Origin of the sequence: Paenibacillus sp. FSL R5-0923 (genome assembly GCF_038009145.1) — a bacterium.
Classification (GTDB): domain Bacteria; phylum Bacillota; class Bacilli; order Paenibacillales; family Paenibacillaceae; genus Paenibacillus_AQ.
Genome location: NZ_JBBPAT010000001.1, coordinates 4035303 through 4052220, shown reverse-complemented (window position 1 = coordinate 4052220; position 16918 = coordinate 4035303). Strand labels below are relative to the sequence as shown.

The window sequence follows — 16918 nt, the reverse complement described above, 5'->3', positions numbered from 1 at the left end:
ATCTGCATCAGATGACGATTGGGTGAATGATTCACCAAGGTATAACTTGACACATTGACGATTTCAAAGATATTATAGATACAATAAGTCTTTGAATGAGGTGTTAGTGTGATATTTACAAAAGCAACAAATTATGCTTTGCACACCATGCAAGAAAGATGATAATACATTTTTGGATAATACCCACGTTATTGAGGCACCGCATCCTTATTTGAATGTGATTTTGTCCACGGCGAAGAATGCTGGATTCAAGCTGTAATGAAGGAAGCAGAAGAGAAAATGGAAAGCCATCTTAAAAACACGAAGTTGACGGATCTGGTCCAAAAGCAAACACAGGTTTAAGGTTGAGCCATTTTATATTGAAAGGAGGAGAGGAGTTTGATACACATTAGAATATTTTTCATCCAATCATAGATATAATAAGTCTTTAAAGTCTATATAAAGGAGTTGAGCGTCATGATTTACGAATGCGCCATTATTGGTGGAGGACCGGCCGGGTTGAACGCAGCCCTCATCCTTGGAAGGGCAAGGAGAAGCGTGGCTATCTTTGACAACAATCAACCCAGAAATGCCGTTACACATGCATCTCACGGCTTTATTACGAGAGACGGCGTAACGCCGGCCGAGTTCCGCAGAATTGCTCTTGAGGAGGTTAAAAGTTATCCGTTAGTCGATCATCTTCAAAACGAAGTTATTTCCGTTGACACTACCCAATTCGGATTTGAGTTAGTTGATTCTGCTGGCCTTCACCTTAAAGCGCGAAAACTGATTTTGGCAACAGGCGTAAAGGAGATATATCCAGATATTGAAGGCTTTTATCCGCTTTACGGGAAAAGCTTGTTCAATTGTCCCTATTGCGACGGCTGGGAGCTTCAAGATCAACCGCTTGTTGTTGTATCCGAATATCCAAACCTATTTCATACGGCCAAACTACTTCTCAATTGGAGCGAAGATTTGGTTGTCTGTACGAACGGCAAGGCGTCTCTGTCAGATGTGCACAAAAAGCACCTTCAATCAAAAGATATTGTGGTAATGGAGCAACCTATTTCAGCTTTCATTGGCCCAAATGGGCAGCTTGAACATGTTCGCTTTGCAGACGGAACTCAAATTCCGAGAGCTGGCGGTTTCATAACTCCTAAATTTGTGCAAAGCGTTCCGTTCGCAGAACGATTAGGCTGTGGAATGACGGCCTCGGGCGGGATTAAAACGGACGGAAAGGGGAGGTCTGCAATACCTGGTTTATACATCGCCGGAGATACTTCGTACGTGGCTCCTTCCCAAGTGGTTTTTGCTGCAGCGGACGGCAGCCAAACAGCTATGAGCGTAAATATGGATTTGACGGAGGAAGACTTTACAAATCGTGGTAGTTCACCTATGGGTTAATTACGGATATAAAAAATCTTTAATATCTCAAAAAGTTGAGTTGGGGATGTACGTACCAAAGTTTTTCGATTTCAGACGTGTTGTTTAAGGTTTAAGGAGGTGATGATATCCAATCGGTTCATCATTGGTAGTGGGAAATGTGTGAAAAATTATGAAATGGAGGAAGATACACATGACTATTTGTCACTCTACGGATACAACCTTTGAAAGTGATTTGAAAAATGAAGGTTTAACATTAGTTAATTTTTGGGCGCCTTGGTGCGGACCTTGCCGCGCTTTTGCACCTATACTCGAGAGGTTCGATCAGGAGTATAGTAAAGTAGTGAGGGTGCTAAAAATCAATGTAGACGAACAACCAAATACTGCCGCTCATTATGGAATTTTGAGCCTTCCAACTACGATTCTTCTTAAAAATGGTGAGCCGATCGATAAAGTTGTTGGGGCTGTTCATATTGATAAATTAAAACAGTTCATACCAGATAAAAATAATTAAACAACGTAAAACTCCCAACGAAAGCCGCCAGCCCAATTGGCGGCTTTCGTTAAGTTGAGTAGTGAAATTTTAAGAGGAGATAGAATGAGTGAAGAAGTTAGACAAAACAGCACAGATCCACTTCCCAGGATTGGTTTGCCGGGATACGACTGAAGTTCAGTTCTACATGGAAGACGGCATCGAATATTTGAAGGTTAATGCGTACTTACTTGTGAGCGAGCTGCCAACGAATGGTGCTTTCTCGGCATATGATGAGCAAGGATTATGCGTCAACAATACCATGTTAGGTGCAAAATTTATGCTTTGTAAGTATCATTTCTACCCATTCAGCGACAGGTCGCGAATGATCGAGGTCAGCATGAAGCCAACGGTAATCACAACAAACTAACGGAACGACGCCGTTTGATACAAGCAGGAACAAAAAGATTGTAAAAACGTATATATCAACATGGGTATGGTCAATTGCGAAAAATTAGGTAAAGTAACTCTATCTGCGATCTGGTGGCGGGGCCTTAAGGATATTATAGATTCGTCGGACACAGTATTCGAGGAGGTCATCATCAAGTGAGAATCATGGAAGTTGTACTGGTGATGTTTAATGTGGTTATGTTGCTGTTGCTGGTTGTCAGGCAACAAAAGCCGCGACAGTTATTGTGGGAAGGGTTGGCCGTCTCGGTGGTTCTTCTCGTTGTACAGGGCTGGGTTGAGGGATGGCGCTGGCCCCTGATCCCCGCTTATGCATTGACGCTGGCTCCTTTATTGGCGCTGGTGCTCGATCATCAGCGGCGCGCCCGAGCCGGGCAAGGGATCGTTAAAAGGCGCGGTGTACGCAGAATTGCAGCGTTGTTAATCGCCGTTTTATACGGGGCGGCAACCGTTGCTGCGCCTTTGCTGTTCCCGGTGTTTACATTCGCTGAACCGGCAGGCCCGCATGGGATTGGCACGGTCGCTTATCACTGGATTGACAGCACCCGTGAGGAAAAGAACGCTGTGGCGGCGGCCGGGGCCAAGCGGGAACTAAACGTACGGATCTGGTATCCGGCCAGCAAGGACGCTAAGGGAACCCGGGCGCCGTATGTGCCTGATTCCAAAATTTATGCCGAGGGACATCAGCAGCTGCTTGGCCTGCCACAGGTATTTTTTACGAGCCTTGGCGAAGTCCGCACGCATGCGATTGAACACGCGGCGCTGTCTGATGCGGAAGCGATGTATCCGGTAATTATTTTTTCTCACGGGTCTCGTGGGTTCGAGGGTCAGAACATGTTCCAGATTGAGCAGTTGGTGAGCAAGGGCTACATTGTGGCAGGAATCAATCATACATACAGCAGTATGGCTTCGATATTCTCGGATGGACGGGTGGCGTTGTTCCAGGATAAAACAGGATCTGGGATAGAGCCATTTGAAAAAACGGACAAGCTGAATGAGGTTTGGGTGAATGATGTGCGGTTTGTACTGGATCAGCTTGAACAGCTTGCTGCTACCGACCCGGATCAGCGGTTTACGGGACGAATGGACATGGGGCGGGTTGGCATGCTCGGACATTCGTTCGGCGGGGCGACTACGGTTCAGATGCTGCTGAGTGATCCGCGGGTTCAGGCAGGTATCAATATGGACGGAGCCTTGTACGGTAAACGCCGCATTCCGACGGCAGGCATAAGCAAGCCGTTTCTGATGATCAGTGCGGACAGTTCGATAGCGGCCTCCAGCGGCGCCTTAAGCGACGATCAGCTCGCCGCCATGGGCTTGAACCGCGGCGAAGTTGAACGATACTTTAAAGAGGTAAATGCCCGGTATGCACCGGTAACGGCCGGCGGAAACTATTGGCTGAAGCTGACCGACACTTCTCATATGAGCTTCACCGATAGCTTTTTGATTTCGCCAATTCTGGAGTGGGTACAGGGAACGGACGCGCGCGGGACGCATCGGGTCGTCAACGAGTTTACCCTTGATTTCTTCAATTATTATCTGAAAGGGGTGCCTTTACAGATATTGAACAATGCTGTTGGCACGCATGATGATTATATTCTGGAAAAGGGATAATATTCCATTTGGTGCGAACGCCACCTGAGCGAGACAAGAACATATATGTTTAAAGACCCGCTTAAAAAGCGGATTAACTCATGCTATTAATAGTTAATAGGAAGGATGGCAAATTATGAGGTTATTTGAAATGTTGTTGATTGTTTTCAATATTTTTCTATTTGGTTGGTTCATATTCGCTAAGAACAAATCGCAGCGTCAGTTGCTTATTGGTTTTGGTATTTCCGCCATCATTACATTGCTGCATGGGGTTATTGAAGGCATGCGTTGGCAAATGATTCCTGCTTATACTATGACAGCAGTCCCTCTAGTAATTCTAGCCAGCAGATTGAAATCTAAGCCTGAGGAGAGAGTAGCCAACAAGGCATCCTCTGCAAAGCGGATTACGCTAACAGCGCTAGCTGTGATATATTCATCCGTAGCAGTGGCTCTGCCACTTATACTTCCAGTGTTCACCTTTGAGAAGCCGACAGGCCCGTACAAAATTGGTACAGTAACCTATGATTGGCGGGATAATCAGCGGGAAGAAACTCTGACACCGGAATCTGGCGACAAGCGAGAGTTAATGGTACAAATCTGGTATCCTGCTGATGCTACAGCTGAAGGTGGAGGAGTAAAGTACCATTCTAATGCGGATGTATTTGCCAAGGCATACGGTAGCATGATGGATCTACCTAAATTTTTATTTACAAATTTCGGTTATGTTAAAACACATGCCATTGAGTATGCGAGGATATCCAATCAGGAATCTACTTATCCTGTACTTATTTTCTCACATGGTTTCAGTGGGCACAAAAATCAGAACACTTTCCAGATCGAACAGTTAGTTAGTCATGGATATATTGTCGTAGGTATAGATCACACCTATAACAGTATGGTTTCTGTTTTTCCAGATGGGCGAGTAGCTAGTCTTATATCGGATGACTTAGATTCAGTTGCTCAATTAAACCAAACTAATGAAATATGGGTGGAAGATGCTAAATTTGTACTGGATCAAGTAGAAAAGTTGGCCAACGCTGATCCAGATCATCGTTTTACAGGCCGCATGGATATGCAAAATATAGGTATGTTTGGTCATTCATTCGGTGGGGCAGCAACGACTCAAATGGTAATGGCGGATTCTAGAATTAAAGCAGCTATCAATATGGATGGTGTTCCGTATGGTAAACGTTCAATTTCCGTAGGCGGATTGAAGAAACCATTCATGATGATGACTGCTGATGAGGGCACAGATAATTCGGATTTCGGCGGATTTATAGAGACGATCATGACAAAGAATAACGATGCTGCACGCAATAAAAATTATTGGATAAAATTTAAAAATATGACGCATTACGGTTTTTCTGATTCTCATCTGCTTTCACCGTTATATGAAAAGATGGAAGGAGTCGATATAAGAGAGGCTCATCGCCTTATTAACGATTACTCACTAGACTTCTTCAATTACTATTTAAAACAACAGCCATTTAAGTTATTAGAGCAAACCATCGGTGATCACCCGGAATTCACTTTACAAACAAATTAATGTAAAATGCACCGTTGTGACGTTCGGTTGCAGTCTTCTTAATATATTCGGCGAAGCGAAAAAAATATTTTATCAACATATGCTGAGCCTGTGATTCTAAGATATTTAATTCATCATACTGGTGGATTAGTAGATTATATGGATTTATCTGAAAAATAGGGGATTTTAAATTCAGATTAATTAACTGCTATAAAATCACTAGAAATAGGACCAATAATTCTCCAACCGGTGAGATAATTATTGAATATGAAGATTATGCTTTAGGCTTGTCTATTGGCGAAGATTTTGATTGTCATTACTTAGAACATTCAGGACTTTGGGCTGGCTACAGTACACACTTTATGCGCTTCCTAGAAGAACGTTTGACTATTGTTCCATTAAGTAATTATGAGGATTTTGAATTTTGATACTCAAGAATATGCTGAAAAATAGCAGAAATTATTTTAGGAAAAAGCGCAAAAAAATAAAGATCTATTAAACTTTCTTGAAGAATTCAAAGGATGCCGCGGGCAATTTAATTCATATTGCGATGCGGTTTTAAAAGGATAGCGTTTTGCTACTCTTTTATATTTTGTATAAAAAAGTGTAATGTGTAGCTTTAAAAAGATTGATTGAAAGATATCTGCAAACATTAATTCTAGGGATAGAAAATAGCTCGCATTTTGAAAAAAGAGTGATAAAAATGCGAGCTGTAATTAGTACCGAATGATTAATTTTTATAATATACCGAAAAACTCTATTCATATGCTATACAATCATGCATTTAAGTCTGTTATGGCAGGAATATTCATTTCCTTTACACTTGAAACAGGCGATAAATTAATAACTTATTGGACAATGGTCGCAATGTATTGTACTGGAATACGTGTACCTTCATACAACGTGATTGCCTTTTCTACACCTTCTTCATAAGGAACTTCAGCAGCATGCTCTCCTGGATTAATACACGTTACAGAGATCTTATCTTTTCTCACGTGCTCACGCAAAGCATTTGTAATACCACGCAATCCAAATTTAGATGTGACAATCGAAACTTGTGCATTATTCGGATGATCTAAATCTGCTGTTTTGTTGTTGACTAGATAAATCAATGGTAAGTCATTTACGATTTACGCCATCATTTATATCTAAACTATTTGGTCGTGTGCGTGACACCACCCATACTGTATCTCCCTTGGTGGGTAAGCCTTTTACAAATGCATCGCGCCAAAAATGCGTAACAGGATAGTTCCCTAATCTTTTGAAATAATGCACACGGGTACATAAGAAGAAAGATTATCTGCTTAAAGGAGAGATAGATTGCCACGAATAATCTAAAGGCTTCTAACTAAAAGTTGTTCAAGCTTATACGAACCCCTGTACAGATGCCAGATCGATAACCAGGCGTCTACGTCGCTGGCTAAAGCGGCGGGTTTGACGCTCTTTGGAAAGTGGGAAGTGATTTCTCCTAACTCCACTGACTGAGAGTCCGACTCAAATTTAAATTCTTTTTATTCAAGTTCCTGCAACACGGTGCGTCATGCGCCGGATGGCTGCGATGAGCAGCCAGGCTTCAGTAGAAGCGAGTGAAAAAAGGGTTGGTTCCCAAACCCTTTAACTTCTTCTAAAAAATCTTCGTAAGCAATCATTCACAATACCACTTTAAACCAAGCTTCTCATCCCTTCCGATATTCCAAAATACCCCTACCATTGTTTTTCAGTTAACCACTACAAGTTAAGAGGTGATTTTGTCGCTATATAAAATTGGTTAATTTTCAAAAATTAACAATATATCTCAAATAATATTGAAATATTACGATGTGAATTCTCTATTAAAGCTAAGAAAAAATGAAATGAACGGTTATAGATACTTTACAAACAATGATATTAAAACGGTAAGTAAAATAAAAATTACTGCGCAAATATCATTTTTCAATTGATGTAAATCATAATAGCAAGTCTATCGCATCCAGCACAGCTTCGGCATTATTCGAACCGATCTGATATTTCGCCGTCCTCTTCACAAGTTCACTCGCATGTTCCATCGCGTAGCTATAATGTACATGCCTTAGCATTTCGACATCATTGCCACTATCTCCAAAAGCCGCCGTCTTATCGTCCGCAATCTGCCATCTTTGCTGAAGAAGCTGAATTCCATGCGCCTTGTGAATACCTGTCACAATAATATCCACATCCCCATGTCCGCACGATACGGCCGTAACTTCCTCCTCTAACTCAAGCTTCAGGTTCAGAAGTGCTAGATCCAGATCTTCAAGTGGAAAACGAAGGGCAAATTTAAACAATTGATCCTCAATATGCGTTAGATTCTCTACTCTCATTAATCGATGGTAGTATTGTTTCGAATAGTTATAATAGTCATCTGATTCATCATGCCGCATGTAAGCACTTTGTTTGCCGCATAATGCAATGTTCGAGGAAGGATAGTCTTTCAGAAGCTCCAGCGTCTTCGCAATTGTCTCATCAGACATTCGACCTGTGAACACTTCCTCTTTCCCGTCTATAATATAAGCGCCATTCTCCGCAACAAAAGCAATTTCATGCTCAATTTCAGGAAAAAATGACCGCAGCTGGTAATATTGATTACCGCTAGCCACAACAAACCGAATGCCCTTTCTTTTCATCTGGGCATACTGGTCCAGAAAGCGATCTCGATTATAATCCTTGCGGTCATTCAGAAACGTGCCATCCATGTCTACTGCAATGATTTGTACATCCATATTAAAGTCCTCCCCATTTTCATTAATTTAAGGTCACGTCCGCTTGATTACGGTAGAATCTGCCGATAACTAGCAGCAGTATGATCAAATAGATCGCCGCAAAGCCAGCGATATACCACAACGCAGACACCGTGCCTGAGTGGTCCATCGAATATCCAATCAGTGCAGGGAAGACCGCGGCTCCGAACCCGGCAAAAGCTGTTATCAGACTGGTCACGAGACGCGTCATGCCGAGAAACGTATGATTCGCATACACCATCGTGATCGAATATACACCAGACATCGTTAACCCCATCATGATGACCAGGATAAAACCGATAACAGCATCCCTCGATAACGCAAACATCACGATCACCACGAGCGTGCCGAACATACTCCAGCGCAAATAACTCGCATAATTTACTTTTCGAATAATCCAACCTGTAGCAGCCCTGCCAATCACCATCGCTATCCAGAACAAGCTAATACTTAACGAGGCGTAGTAAGGGGTAACCTCTAAATGATTCAGGAAGATGGAGGACATGAAATGATTCAGACTCCCCTCAATTCCGCTGTAAATGAAAATCAAGAAGACGAATGCGAAAAGGATGTACCGCTTTATCTGCTTAGTTTTGAACATTGGAGGTAGTGCAATGTCGGCATCCAAAGATTCCGCGCCTTCCGTTTCCTCCTTGGTAAAAGAGATGAAGCACCATACGACTGCCATAATGATTCCAAGACATGCCGTTACGAGGAAGGAATACCGCCAAACCTGATTCGCAATCAATACACTAGCGATGAGTGGCATACAGAGCGCACCGATCCCGAATGAGACCTCGAGATAACTCATCACCACAGCTCGACGACCCACGAATACTTCCATCATCAATGTCGCAACAACACACTCGATTGATGCTGTACCGACACTATTCAAGAAATTTAATGCCACAACCCAGCCGAACGGCGGAAGTGACCATACACTGAACTGCGCAATTGCAATGACGATCGCAGAGAGCGCGAGTACGTATTTTTCCTTCTTCAACACTTTCATGAGCCATGCCGAAATTGGCACGCCCGCAATAAAGCCGACTGCACTCACGAATACCATCTGACCGCCAACCGTATAAGATTGTTCATAGTGAGCGAGCAATTGCGGCATCACAGAACCGATCGTTGTAATGACAAGTCCTGCTAGAAAATACAATGAATACGAAGCGAACGCAAAGGTTCTCATGCCTTAACCTCCTTCTAAAAATAGGAATCATCCTGCTGATATTTTTTCATTGTAAAGAATGAAATGCATTTCAAGTCAAGCATTCAAAATCATATTTCTAAAAAAGAAATCAGCATGTTACAATGATTCCGAATATGCAGAAAAGAGGGGGATCCTTATGGCGAATATCAAAGATGTAGCTAGAATGGCAGGTGTCTCGATTACAACCGTATCCCGCGTTCTCAATGGGTATCCTTATGTCGCCAAGGACAAGCAAGAAAAGATTATGGCGGTTATCAAGGAATTGAATTACTCGGTGAATGGCAACGCGGTGAAGCTAATCAAAGGAAAGACAAATACCATTGGTGTCATTGTGCCGTATAACAATAACTCTTGTTATGATGAACTCATTAACGGCATTCTGAAGAAAGCGCATGAGTTGCATTATCAAGTTCTCTTGCTGCCTTCCTATTATGAGAACGTCATAGAAAGTAGCTATCTTACGTTACTGAAAAAGAAAATGATCGATGGAATCCTACTCACTTCGCATACACTTCATCCTGAGCAGATCTTAGCCTTGTCCGAGTGGGGAAAAATCGTATGCTGCGAGGCTTGCCCCGTCGAGCTTGTCTCGTCTGTGTTCCCAGATCGATTTGCAGCGTATATCGAAGTCTTCACTTATTTGAAGAACAAAGGTTATAAACGTATACATTTCACATCGGGAAGAGATTTTCAATCGAGTCCTAGTACGCGATTACGTATTCAGGCTTATCAAGAAACCATTGCTGAAGCTTATGAAGGTCAGTTTTTCGACCAGTGCTTCGACTATCAAGATGGGAAAAGAGTTGGCGACCTCATGTTTCGAGATTCGATCGTCCCGGATGCGATTTTTACGAATGGCGATGAAGTCGCTGCAGGAATTATAGCTTCCGCCAAGATGCACGGCTACAATTATCCGCAAGATTTCGAGATTATTGGTGAGGAGAATACGCCATTAAGTGAAATATTAGGTTTCCCAAGTGTGGATTATCATCAAACTGCAATTGGTGAGCAAGCCGTCTCGCTATTACTAAGCGATGAATATGCCCGAATTCAGATTCGACATAAACTCAACTTCAGAGCTCGAACAGAAGCGAGTGTGTTGTCCTGAATGAGCGCGAATTTTACTCCTACCTACACCACAAAGAAGCCATACCCTTTAGAGAATGGCTTCTTTATGGGTGTTCGAACTCTATGAATGTTACAAAGGAGCCATTCCTTTATACAGAGGGAGACGGCTTGTTACACAAATCTATCGTCATGCTTTTCCCATTCTTAAAGAACATCATGTACAAAAATGTTTGCTTGAAGTGATCCTAACGAATGAAAATGCTATTAAAGTGTATAGCGCTTTAGGATTTCAAATCAATAGGGAACGGGTTTGTTTGAAGGGGCGTATCGATTTACACCTTCCGGCTGACCACAAACACGCATCCATCACTATTGTTTGTCCGGATGAATGCGATTGGAAATCGGTACATTCTTTTTGGAATTGTGAACCTTCTAGGGAGCAATCCGTTCATGCCATTTTATTAAACTCACACTTATACGATGTGATTACGATAAGGGAAGACGACATGATTTGTGGTTATGCTGTAGTTAAATCGGCTCCTTGAAAGAATTGGTCTTGAAGTATACATCGAGCAATATGAAATGGAGAAAGCTTTCAAATGAAGGGAGTTACAAAATGAATATCATAGTAGTTGAATATGATCCAAATTGGAAAAACGAGTATCTAAAAGAAGAAGAGGCCATTAAGGGAATTCTTCAAGAGGAACTAGTGAACAGTTTTCATATTGGGAGTACTTCTGTACCCCATTTAAAAGCAAAGCCTATCATTGATATTCTGCTTGTAGCCAACGACATCAATGAATTAGATAATTATTCAGTACATTTTGAAAAGCTTGGCTATGAAGTCATGGGTGAATTCGGGATTAAAGGAAGGAGATACTTCCGTAAGGGTGGAGACAATCGAACTCATCAAATTCATGCTTTCCAGTATGATAATATTCAAGAAATCGAAAGACACCTATCGTTTAGAGATTATCTTCGACAAAGCCCAGAAATATGTAAGAAATATGGGGAATTAAAAAGTGAATTAGCTGGCCAATATCCAACTGACATTGATGGCTATGGTGATGGTAAAGATGAGTTTGTCAAAAAAATAGAAGAAGAAGCTCTTAAATGGCATTGGACTACTCGCTGAAATCAAAAGCTTGATGCGGAGGGGACAAGCAAAGCATAATATCACAAAAAACACGCAGGCCAACTACTGGCGCGTGTGGTGGTACAGCATGCAGTCAAGCAATCTGGCGAGGTGACGGGTACACTGGTCATAAGTGCAGATGAAACGTTGTTCACGTACCGTCTGCCGAATGTACTTCACCGGTTCGATTAAGTATCATTCTGATGGGGATGTATTTGCCGAGGCGTACAGTACTGTGATGAATCTACCCAAATTTTTATTTACAACTTTTAGCTATGTCAAAACACATGCCATTGAGAATGCGACGATATCAAATCAGGAATCTTCTTATCCTCACATGTTATTACTAGACCAAGTGGAAAAGTTGGTCAAAGCTGATCCAGACTATCGTTTTACAGGAGAATGGATATACAAAATATGGGTATGTCATTCAGCAATTTTATGGAAAGATAAGGATGTTGCACATAATAAGAATTATTGGATTAAAATTTAAAATATGGCGTATATGGTTTTTTTCAATTTTCACTTGTTTTCACCGTTATATGAAAAGATGGAGGGAGTCGATATACGAAGAGCTCAGAAATTGGAAGGATCCCTTTATGATCATGTACCAACGGACAGGCATACGAGGCATAGATGTATTTTTGTGATTGTAAAAACAAAAACAAGGAGCCCGAAATCTCCTTGTTATACTTACTTTATAGATTATTATTTGACGTTCTTTGATTGTTTGTCTTCCGAGAATAATTCAGAAAGCTGATCCAAATAAGCTTGCAGGACACCATGTTGAAAAACGAGACTCAAAAGTCTGCCATTTCGAATGTTTTGAATCAAGCCTGCCGTCTCAAGTTCTTTCAAATGGTGAGATACCGTTGCGGCGCTCACATGGTGTGTGTCGATCAGTACGCCACAAGGTAACGGATCTTTCGATGCGGCGATTTCCTTGAGCATTTGATAGCGTCTTGGTTCGGCCAAAGCGCGAGAAATTCTCAAAAATTGTTTATCAGTTAAGAAAGTCATTTTTTGGTCTCCTTTCATGAATTCGTGTTCTCAATAACGTCTGTAACAAAATAAGAACTTCATCATAACGTACTCATTCAATGATTTCACTTTCATGAATGAATGGCAAAAGAAGCCCAAGTGGAACTTTTCGATTCACATTGGAGTGGGGGATACTATTCTTTTTCTTGTAAATTAAACCACGATGAGCGCTTGATTTACTTTCATCCAAAGCTGAATTCAAGAATTTATTGAACGCAGGATGCTTGTATTAGTAAAGTTTCTATACTGAATTTTTCACAAGTTGTTTGTATATGCTCATGCCTCGTTATTCAGATTGATTTTTTCCCTACCTATTGAGGGAGATTCCTTCCTTGTTAAGGGAGCAAAAAATTCAAACATTTATTGATGATACTATGACTAGAAAGATCATCGATCAACAAATCCAAGATCAAGACGGTTGTGGCTTTTGAGGAGACAAAGACGTGTTCTTTTTTACAGAAGCTATCTTTGTCACCTGCTTAATTGCAGATACTTGCCGCGCGTCCCGGAATCTTGAATATAAGTGCAAATTTTTGTATGTGTAAGTACTTGTAAGAGATACGAGAAAAGAAACGAATTCACAACAGATTTGTTATGTTTATTTGACTATTTATCCCGTTAGTCTGCTGAAGGATTAAAACGTTGGTTGAGTCCTTCGGGACTTATCAAGACACCCGTTGAAGATTCTAAAGAAATACATAACTGAGTCAAGGAAGTATTCGCTACTTTTTGACTTAACCATACGCACAACGCTTGTCCTTTAAAACATGCCACTTTTCTTGCCAGCTGTTGAGAGCTTGTGTGGACAAAGATCATTACAATTCCTGAGAAAACAGAGTAAGTTCATTTGAAACCCAGCTACAGATAAAAAACCATCCTATTACAGAATAATAGCGTTTTTTCGTTTTCAGATAATGATTTGCCTTAGCTTCATGAGCATGTGACGGTATTTCTAAATAAAACAGGTCATAAAATGGAATTAACATCCATATTATGACCATTACACGTAACTCTAAGTATTGATGTTACTCAATCGTGATGTCGTACTCCATTGTCTTAGCTGTTGTTCGAGCAATTTCAGAACCTAGTAGTTGTTTAACAATGTGGAATGTCATATTGATTCCGGCGGAAATCCCACCCGATGTCACAATGTTCCCTTGATCAACGAACTTGATATTCCTCTTTACAGTTACAGCCGGAAACTCATTCTCGAGTCTATCGTAGCTGGCCCAATGAGTCGTTGCCATCTTTCCATTTAGAAGACCTGCCTTCGCCAACAAGAGGGCACCTGTACAAACGGATGTCATTAGTTTAACCTTACCCATACGCTGCGAAATCCACTGAATGACTTTTTCGTTGTAAATCTCCTTCTCTCTGACGCCAAGTCCGCCAGGAATCACCAAAATATCAAAATAAGGCGCATTGTCGAAACTGTAATCTGGCTGCACTTTCAATCCATTACAAGCTTGTACCAATTCTCCCGTCTCCGAAACTAGTTTTACGAGAAACGGATTGGATTCTGGAGTACCTACATGTTGATCCGGATATGTAGTAACGGAAAACACTTCGAAGGGACCAGCAAAATCAAGTACCTCAACATCGTTGAAGAGAAATATTCCTACACTCCACTTCTTTTTCATAACGGTTCATCTCCTAGTAGGGATTCCAGCTTTTTATGTAACCATATCCATCAAGTCACTATGTGAAGCTTTATAATATGGTTTAACCATGTATTGGTGCCACAGAGTTATACCCTGCTACAATAATATAGAATTAGGATGTGAACTTAATCAAAAGTCAAGTAAGAAGTATGCCTTTTTTTTCACAAAGGATAACTGACTTTTGACGGGTCCAATTTTTGAACGGAGACGTTCTCTATAGCGATGAAGCCTTTACTGTCACCGTCAACCCAGGCCTGGACGAAGATAATCGGATCCAGGGTACTGGCGCAACCACCGACGGACGGGTTATGGCAGTCCTGACGCCTGTACTGGCCGATAAGGTAGGCCTTATCAACGACAAGATCTGTCTGAGCCGATCTTTCGCCGGATATTAAATGAAGCGGGAGTCACTCTACAGCGTGATTCTGCCAACTGCTGTAAGCCTAACGACTTATCCGTAGAAGCTTCAACGAGCAAGTATGGTATGCAGAGCATAGTTCGTGGCTTTTATAAATATCATCGTGTCACCCAATTAAAGACTTGATATATCTATAATATCCTCAAAATTGCTACAGTGTCAAGTTTCAACTTTCAATCCAACCTATAAATTAGCTTGCTTTGGCTTTAATAGGATCTAAGCTGCTTCAACCTTTCGCGAGTTAATGATGAAATATAATTCCATCATTAACTCGCGAAAGGTTGAATTATAAATAATATCCTCAAATTGTCAGTAGTTTATTTACGCCAATCATGCGGCAATAGATCTTCCAGGGTAACAATCACCCCATTATCCACTATAACTTCCGTGCTTAAGTTCTCATCATGTATTTGGTTAATAAATTCACGACATCGTCCACATGGCGGCATATTATCCCCGTCACTTCCTACAGCAATCATCTTTAATACTCGATTTTCACCTTGTGTTATCATACTGCGAAGTCATGCCCTCTGGGGAAGAATTACCTTAGTAGACCATTTCCGTTCTCGCTGGGGTCCAGTTGCCAGGAAGAGTACGGGGCTGCGAATTATTTCCTTCAGCTTCTGGTTGAGTTCCTCTTCAAGCTCGGAAGTATACTTTCCTGTGGGTACGTATAAAGCTTTGCGCTCTAAATGTGCCTGTGGGCTGCGTGTGCATTGGTTACGGACAGATAACTAACCGAGCCCATCCGCTTGATTAACAACCGCACCCGAAATCATACAACATTCACCTGTACTTGACAACGGTAAGTTTCTTAACACGGAGAAAGAAAAACTTTGACAAAACAACATTATTAGAGTTATTGTGGATATATTAAGTCTGTAATAGATAACATCAAGGAGGATGTCTTCGTGCAAATAATACTCTATTTAATAATAGGGGTAGCTATAGGTATGTCTTTTCCTATTCAAGCCTCTCTAAATGTTCGTCTCAGTGTTCATGCCAAAACACCGTTAACCGCTTCATTTATTGCGTTTCTGTCTGGATTAATTATATTGCTTATCCTTAATCTGATTATTGATCCTGCTGGAATTAGCACAAGGATTGATTTCTCGTATCCATTATATGTTTTCATTGGCGGAGGAATAGCTGGCCTGAGTTTTAATGTCATTAACATTGTTTTATTTGCTAAATTGGGTGCTTCGATGACAACACTATTGACTATAACAGGGCAAATGATTGTTGGGATTCTCATCGATCACTTTGGCTGGTTCGACGTGTCACCCCAAATTATGTCTGCGACTAGAGTGCTTGGTGGGATTGTTATGATTTTTGCTATTTTTGTGGCACAGTTCAATAAGAAAAATGATATGGCAGTGACATCATCAAGCGTAAAAAAGCAAGACGGAAAATTCATTTGGGGTATTGTGGGCGTACTGGCTGGTTTCTTAGCACCTTTGCAAACAGCTATTAACGGCAAACTCAGTGTTGCAACAGGCTCCTTTTTAGGATCTGCTTTTATTTCTTTCTTTGTCGGTACGGTACTTTTAGCTGTTTTGCTACTCATTACACAACGTGGTATAGAAATTCCGCGGTATGACAAGCATACACAGCAGCGAATTCCTCTTTGGACGTATATAGGTGGTGTATGTAGTGTCCTTATTGTAACAGGTAACATCATTTTATTGCCTGTACTAGGTTCAATTTTAACTGTTATGATCTTCTTATTAGGACAAATGATTATGGCTATTCTAGTTGATCAGTTCGGATTGTTCAGTTTGCAAAAAAGAAAAATTGATGCTAGAAAAATTATTACGATAATTTTGATGATTATTGGAATTATACTTGTCAAGTTCTAACTTTAATTTAATATTTGAGCATTTTGCATAATTCATTTTTCATCTTAAAGGTATACGAAAATAGAACTGTGGATGAAGCTTAAGAAAAAAGGACAGCAGACAAGTCGTGTACAATGTGTAATATTGATGGTACAAGGAGAGTTATAACAGGTTAACTCAAAAGTGTTAAAAGGTTCAGAAACGGTTCATGAGGAGTGTGTAATAGGAATGCAAGGAATCGATACGTAGAAATCCTTTGTTTTCAACACTTCGCGGGTTTTATGACGTAAACTACCTTTACCAAGGTAACGCCTAAGCCATATTTCTAAATCTTAGTTTAGCATGAGATACGTCTTGTTAGTAGC

General features: G+C 41.0%; 17 protein-coding genes and 3 pseudogenes. 13 read left to right on the top strand and 7 right to left on the bottom strand.

Annotation, left to right across the window (positions count from 1 at the left end; translation table 11 throughout):
* Nucleotides 1–154 precede the first annotated feature (154 nt).
* From MKX35_RS18185 to MKX35_RS31900, 7 genes and pseudogenes are all read left to right on the top strand, one after another.
* Nucleotides 155–342, top strand: a pseudogene (locus MKX35_RS18185) (transcriptional regulator); the annotation flags it as partial.
* Nucleotides 343–456: 114 nt separating this feature from the next.
* Complete coding sequence (locus tag MKX35_RS18180; protein WP_076298662.1) at nt 457–1383, top strand: NAD(P)/FAD-dependent oxidoreductase; 927 nt, start codon at nt 457–459, stop codon at nt 1381–1383.
* Nucleotides 1384–1555: 172 nt separating this feature from the next.
* On the top strand, nt 1556–1876 hold the full coding sequence (gene trxA, locus MKX35_RS18175; RefSeq protein WP_076298663.1) for a thioredoxin: 321 nt from the start codon (nt 1556–1558) through the stop codon (nt 1874–1876).
* A gap of 88 nt (nt 1877–1964) precedes the next feature.
* Entirely contained in the window at nt 1965–2264 is a 300-nt protein-coding gene (locus MKX35_RS18170; protein ID WP_076298664.1) for a hypothetical protein, read from the top strand.
* 185 nt (nt 2265–2449) lie between these two features.
* The gene (locus tag MKX35_RS18165; RefSeq protein ID WP_256716250.1) at nt 2450–3916 is read left to right on the top strand and encodes an alpha/beta hydrolase family protein; all 1467 of its coding nucleotides are present in this window, start codon (nt 2450–2452) and stop codon (nt 3914–3916) included.
* A 115-nt stretch (nt 3917–4031) separates the two neighbouring features.
* A complete protein-coding gene (locus tag MKX35_RS18160; protein ID WP_076298666.1) occupies nt 4032–5441 on the top strand; it encodes an alpha/beta hydrolase family protein in 1410 nt (469 codons plus the stop codon).
* A gap of 218 nt (nt 5442–5659) precedes the next feature.
* Nucleotides 5660–5848 (top strand): annotated as a pseudogene (locus tag MKX35_RS31900) (serine hydrolase domain-containing protein); the annotation flags it as partial.
* A 420-nt stretch (nt 5849–6268) separates the two neighbouring features.
* On the opposite strand, the gene MKX35_RS31895 reads toward MKX35_RS31900, so the two are convergent.
* Nucleotides 6269–6532 carry a hypothetical protein gene (locus MKX35_RS31895; RefSeq protein ID WP_445671586.1) on the bottom strand — a complete coding sequence of 88 codons (264 nt, stop codon included), beginning with the start codon at nt 6530–6532 and terminating at the stop codon, nt 6269–6271.
* Nucleotides 6533–7201: 669 nt separating this feature from the next.
* Between MKX35_RS31895 and MKX35_RS31890 the strand changes: the two genes are divergently transcribed.
* Complete coding sequence (locus MKX35_RS31890; protein ID WP_081382767.1) at nt 7202–7360, top strand: MerR family transcriptional regulator; 159 nt, start codon at nt 7202–7204, stop codon at nt 7358–7360.
* 6 nt (nt 7361–7366) lie between these two features.
* On the opposite strand, the gene MKX35_RS18145 is transcribed toward MKX35_RS31890, so the two are convergent.
* On the bottom strand, nt 7367–8158 hold the full coding sequence (locus tag MKX35_RS18145) for a Cof-type HAD-IIB family hydrolase (RefSeq protein WP_076298667.1): 792 nt from the start codon (nt 8156–8158) through the stop codon (nt 7367–7369).
* Nucleotides 8159–8180: 22 nt separating this feature from the next.
* Entirely contained in the window at nt 8181–9371 is a 1191-nt protein-coding gene (locus tag MKX35_RS18140) for an MFS transporter (RefSeq protein WP_076298668.1), read from the bottom strand.
* Nucleotides 9372–9528: 157 nt separating this feature from the next.
* On the opposite strand from MKX35_RS18140, the gene MKX35_RS18135 reads away from it, so the two are divergent.
* From MKX35_RS18135 to MKX35_RS18120, 4 genes are all read left to right on the top strand, one after another.
* On the top strand, nt 9529–10500 hold the full coding sequence (locus tag MKX35_RS18135; protein WP_076298669.1) for a LacI family DNA-binding transcriptional regulator: 972 nt from the start codon (nt 9529–9531) through the stop codon (nt 10498–10500).
* A 55-nt stretch (nt 10501–10555) separates the two neighbouring features.
* The gene (locus tag MKX35_RS18130; RefSeq protein WP_341044386.1) at nt 10556–11005 is read left to right on the top strand and encodes a GNAT family N-acetyltransferase; all 450 of its coding nucleotides are present in this window, start codon (nt 10556–10558) and stop codon (nt 11003–11005) included.
* Between the two features lie 71 nt (nt 11006–11076).
* Nucleotides 11077–11595: a GrpB family protein gene (locus MKX35_RS18125; RefSeq protein ID WP_076298670.1), complete on the top strand. Its 519-nt coding sequence runs from the start codon at nt 11077–11079 to the stop codon at nt 11593–11595.
* A 238-nt stretch (nt 11596–11833) separates the two neighbouring features.
* The gene (locus MKX35_RS18120) at nt 11834–12088 is read left to right on the top strand and encodes a hypothetical protein (RefSeq protein ID WP_179086657.1); all 255 of its coding nucleotides are present in this window, start codon (nt 11834–11836) and stop codon (nt 12086–12088) included.
* 215 nt (nt 12089–12303) lie between these two features.
* Here MKX35_RS18120 and MKX35_RS18115 read toward each other — a convergent pair whose 3' ends face one another.
* From MKX35_RS18115 to MKX35_RS18100, 4 genes and pseudogenes are all read right to left on the bottom strand, one after another.
* Nucleotides 12304–12615, bottom strand: coding sequence for an ArsR/SmtB family transcription factor (locus MKX35_RS18115; RefSeq protein WP_149647484.1), 312 nt, complete (start codon nt 12613–12615; stop codon nt 12304–12306).
* A gap of 645 nt (nt 12616–13260) precedes the next feature.
* Nucleotides 13261–13502 (bottom strand): annotated as a pseudogene (locus MKX35_RS18110) (IS4 family transposase); the annotation flags it as partial.
* Between the two features lie 159 nt (nt 13503–13661).
* A complete protein-coding gene (locus MKX35_RS18105) occupies nt 13662–14276 on the bottom strand; it encodes a DJ-1/PfpI family protein (RefSeq protein ID WP_076298673.1) in 615 nt (204 codons plus the stop codon).
* A 756-nt stretch (nt 14277–15032) separates the two neighbouring features.
* Nucleotides 15033–15227: a hypothetical protein gene (locus MKX35_RS18100; RefSeq protein WP_076298674.1), complete on the bottom strand. Its 195-nt coding sequence runs from the start codon at nt 15225–15227 to the stop codon at nt 15033–15035.
* Nucleotides 15228–15626: 399 nt separating this feature from the next.
* Between MKX35_RS18100 and MKX35_RS18095 the strand changes: the two genes are divergently transcribed.
* The gene (locus tag MKX35_RS18095; RefSeq protein ID WP_076298675.1) at nt 15627–16574 is read left to right on the top strand and encodes a DMT family transporter; all 948 of its coding nucleotides are present in this window, start codon (nt 15627–15629) and stop codon (nt 16572–16574) included.
* Nucleotides 16575–16918: the final 344 nt, after the last annotated feature.

Excerpts from the sequence above, each read along its gene's own strand:
- MKX35_RS18180 (WP_076298662.1), top strand. The coding sequence starts at position 457 with ATGATTTACGAATGCGCCATTATTGGTGGAGGACCGGCCGGGTTGAAC.
- trxA (WP_076298663.1), top strand. The coding sequence starts at position 1,556 with ATGACTATTTGTCACTCTACGGATACAACCTTTGAAAGTGATTTGAAA.
- MKX35_RS18165 (WP_256716250.1), top strand. The coding sequence starts at position 2,450 with ATGGAAGTTGTACTGGTGATGTTTAATGTGGTTATGTTGCTGTTGCTG.
- MKX35_RS18160 (WP_076298666.1), top strand. The coding sequence starts at position 4,032 with ATGAGGTTATTTGAAATGTTGTTGATTGTTTTCAATATTTTTCTATTT.
- MKX35_RS18145 (WP_076298667.1), bottom strand. The coding sequence starts at position 8,158 with ATGGATGTACAAATCATTGCAGTAGACATGGATGGCACGTTTCTGAAT.
- MKX35_RS18140 (WP_076298668.1), bottom strand. The coding sequence starts at position 9,371 with ATGAGAACCTTTGCGTTCGCTTCGTATTCATTGTATTTTCTAGCAGGA.
- MKX35_RS18135 (WP_076298669.1), top strand. The coding sequence starts at position 9,529 with ATGGCGAATATCAAAGATGTAGCTAGAATGGCAGGTGTCTCGATTACA.
- MKX35_RS18130 (WP_341044386.1), top strand. The coding sequence starts at position 10,556 with ATGGCTTCTTTATGGGTGTTCGAACTCTATGAATGTTACAAAGGAGCC.
- MKX35_RS18125 (WP_076298670.1), top strand. The coding sequence starts at position 11,077 with ATGAATATCATAGTAGTTGAATATGATCCAAATTGGAAAAACGAGTAT.
- MKX35_RS18120 (WP_179086657.1), top strand. The coding sequence starts at position 11,834 with ATGAATCTACCCAAATTTTTATTTACAACTTTTAGCTATGTCAAAACA.
- MKX35_RS18115 (WP_149647484.1), bottom strand. The coding sequence starts at position 12,615 with ATGACTTTCTTAACTGATAAACAATTTTTGAGAATTTCTCGCGCTTTG.
- MKX35_RS18105 (WP_076298673.1), bottom strand. The coding sequence starts at position 14,276 with ATGAAAAAGAAGTGGAGTGTAGGAATATTTCTCTTCAACGATGTTGAG.
- MKX35_RS18100 (WP_076298674.1), bottom strand. The coding sequence starts at position 15,227 with ATGATAACACAAGGTGAAAATCGAGTATTAAAGATGATTGCTGTAGGA.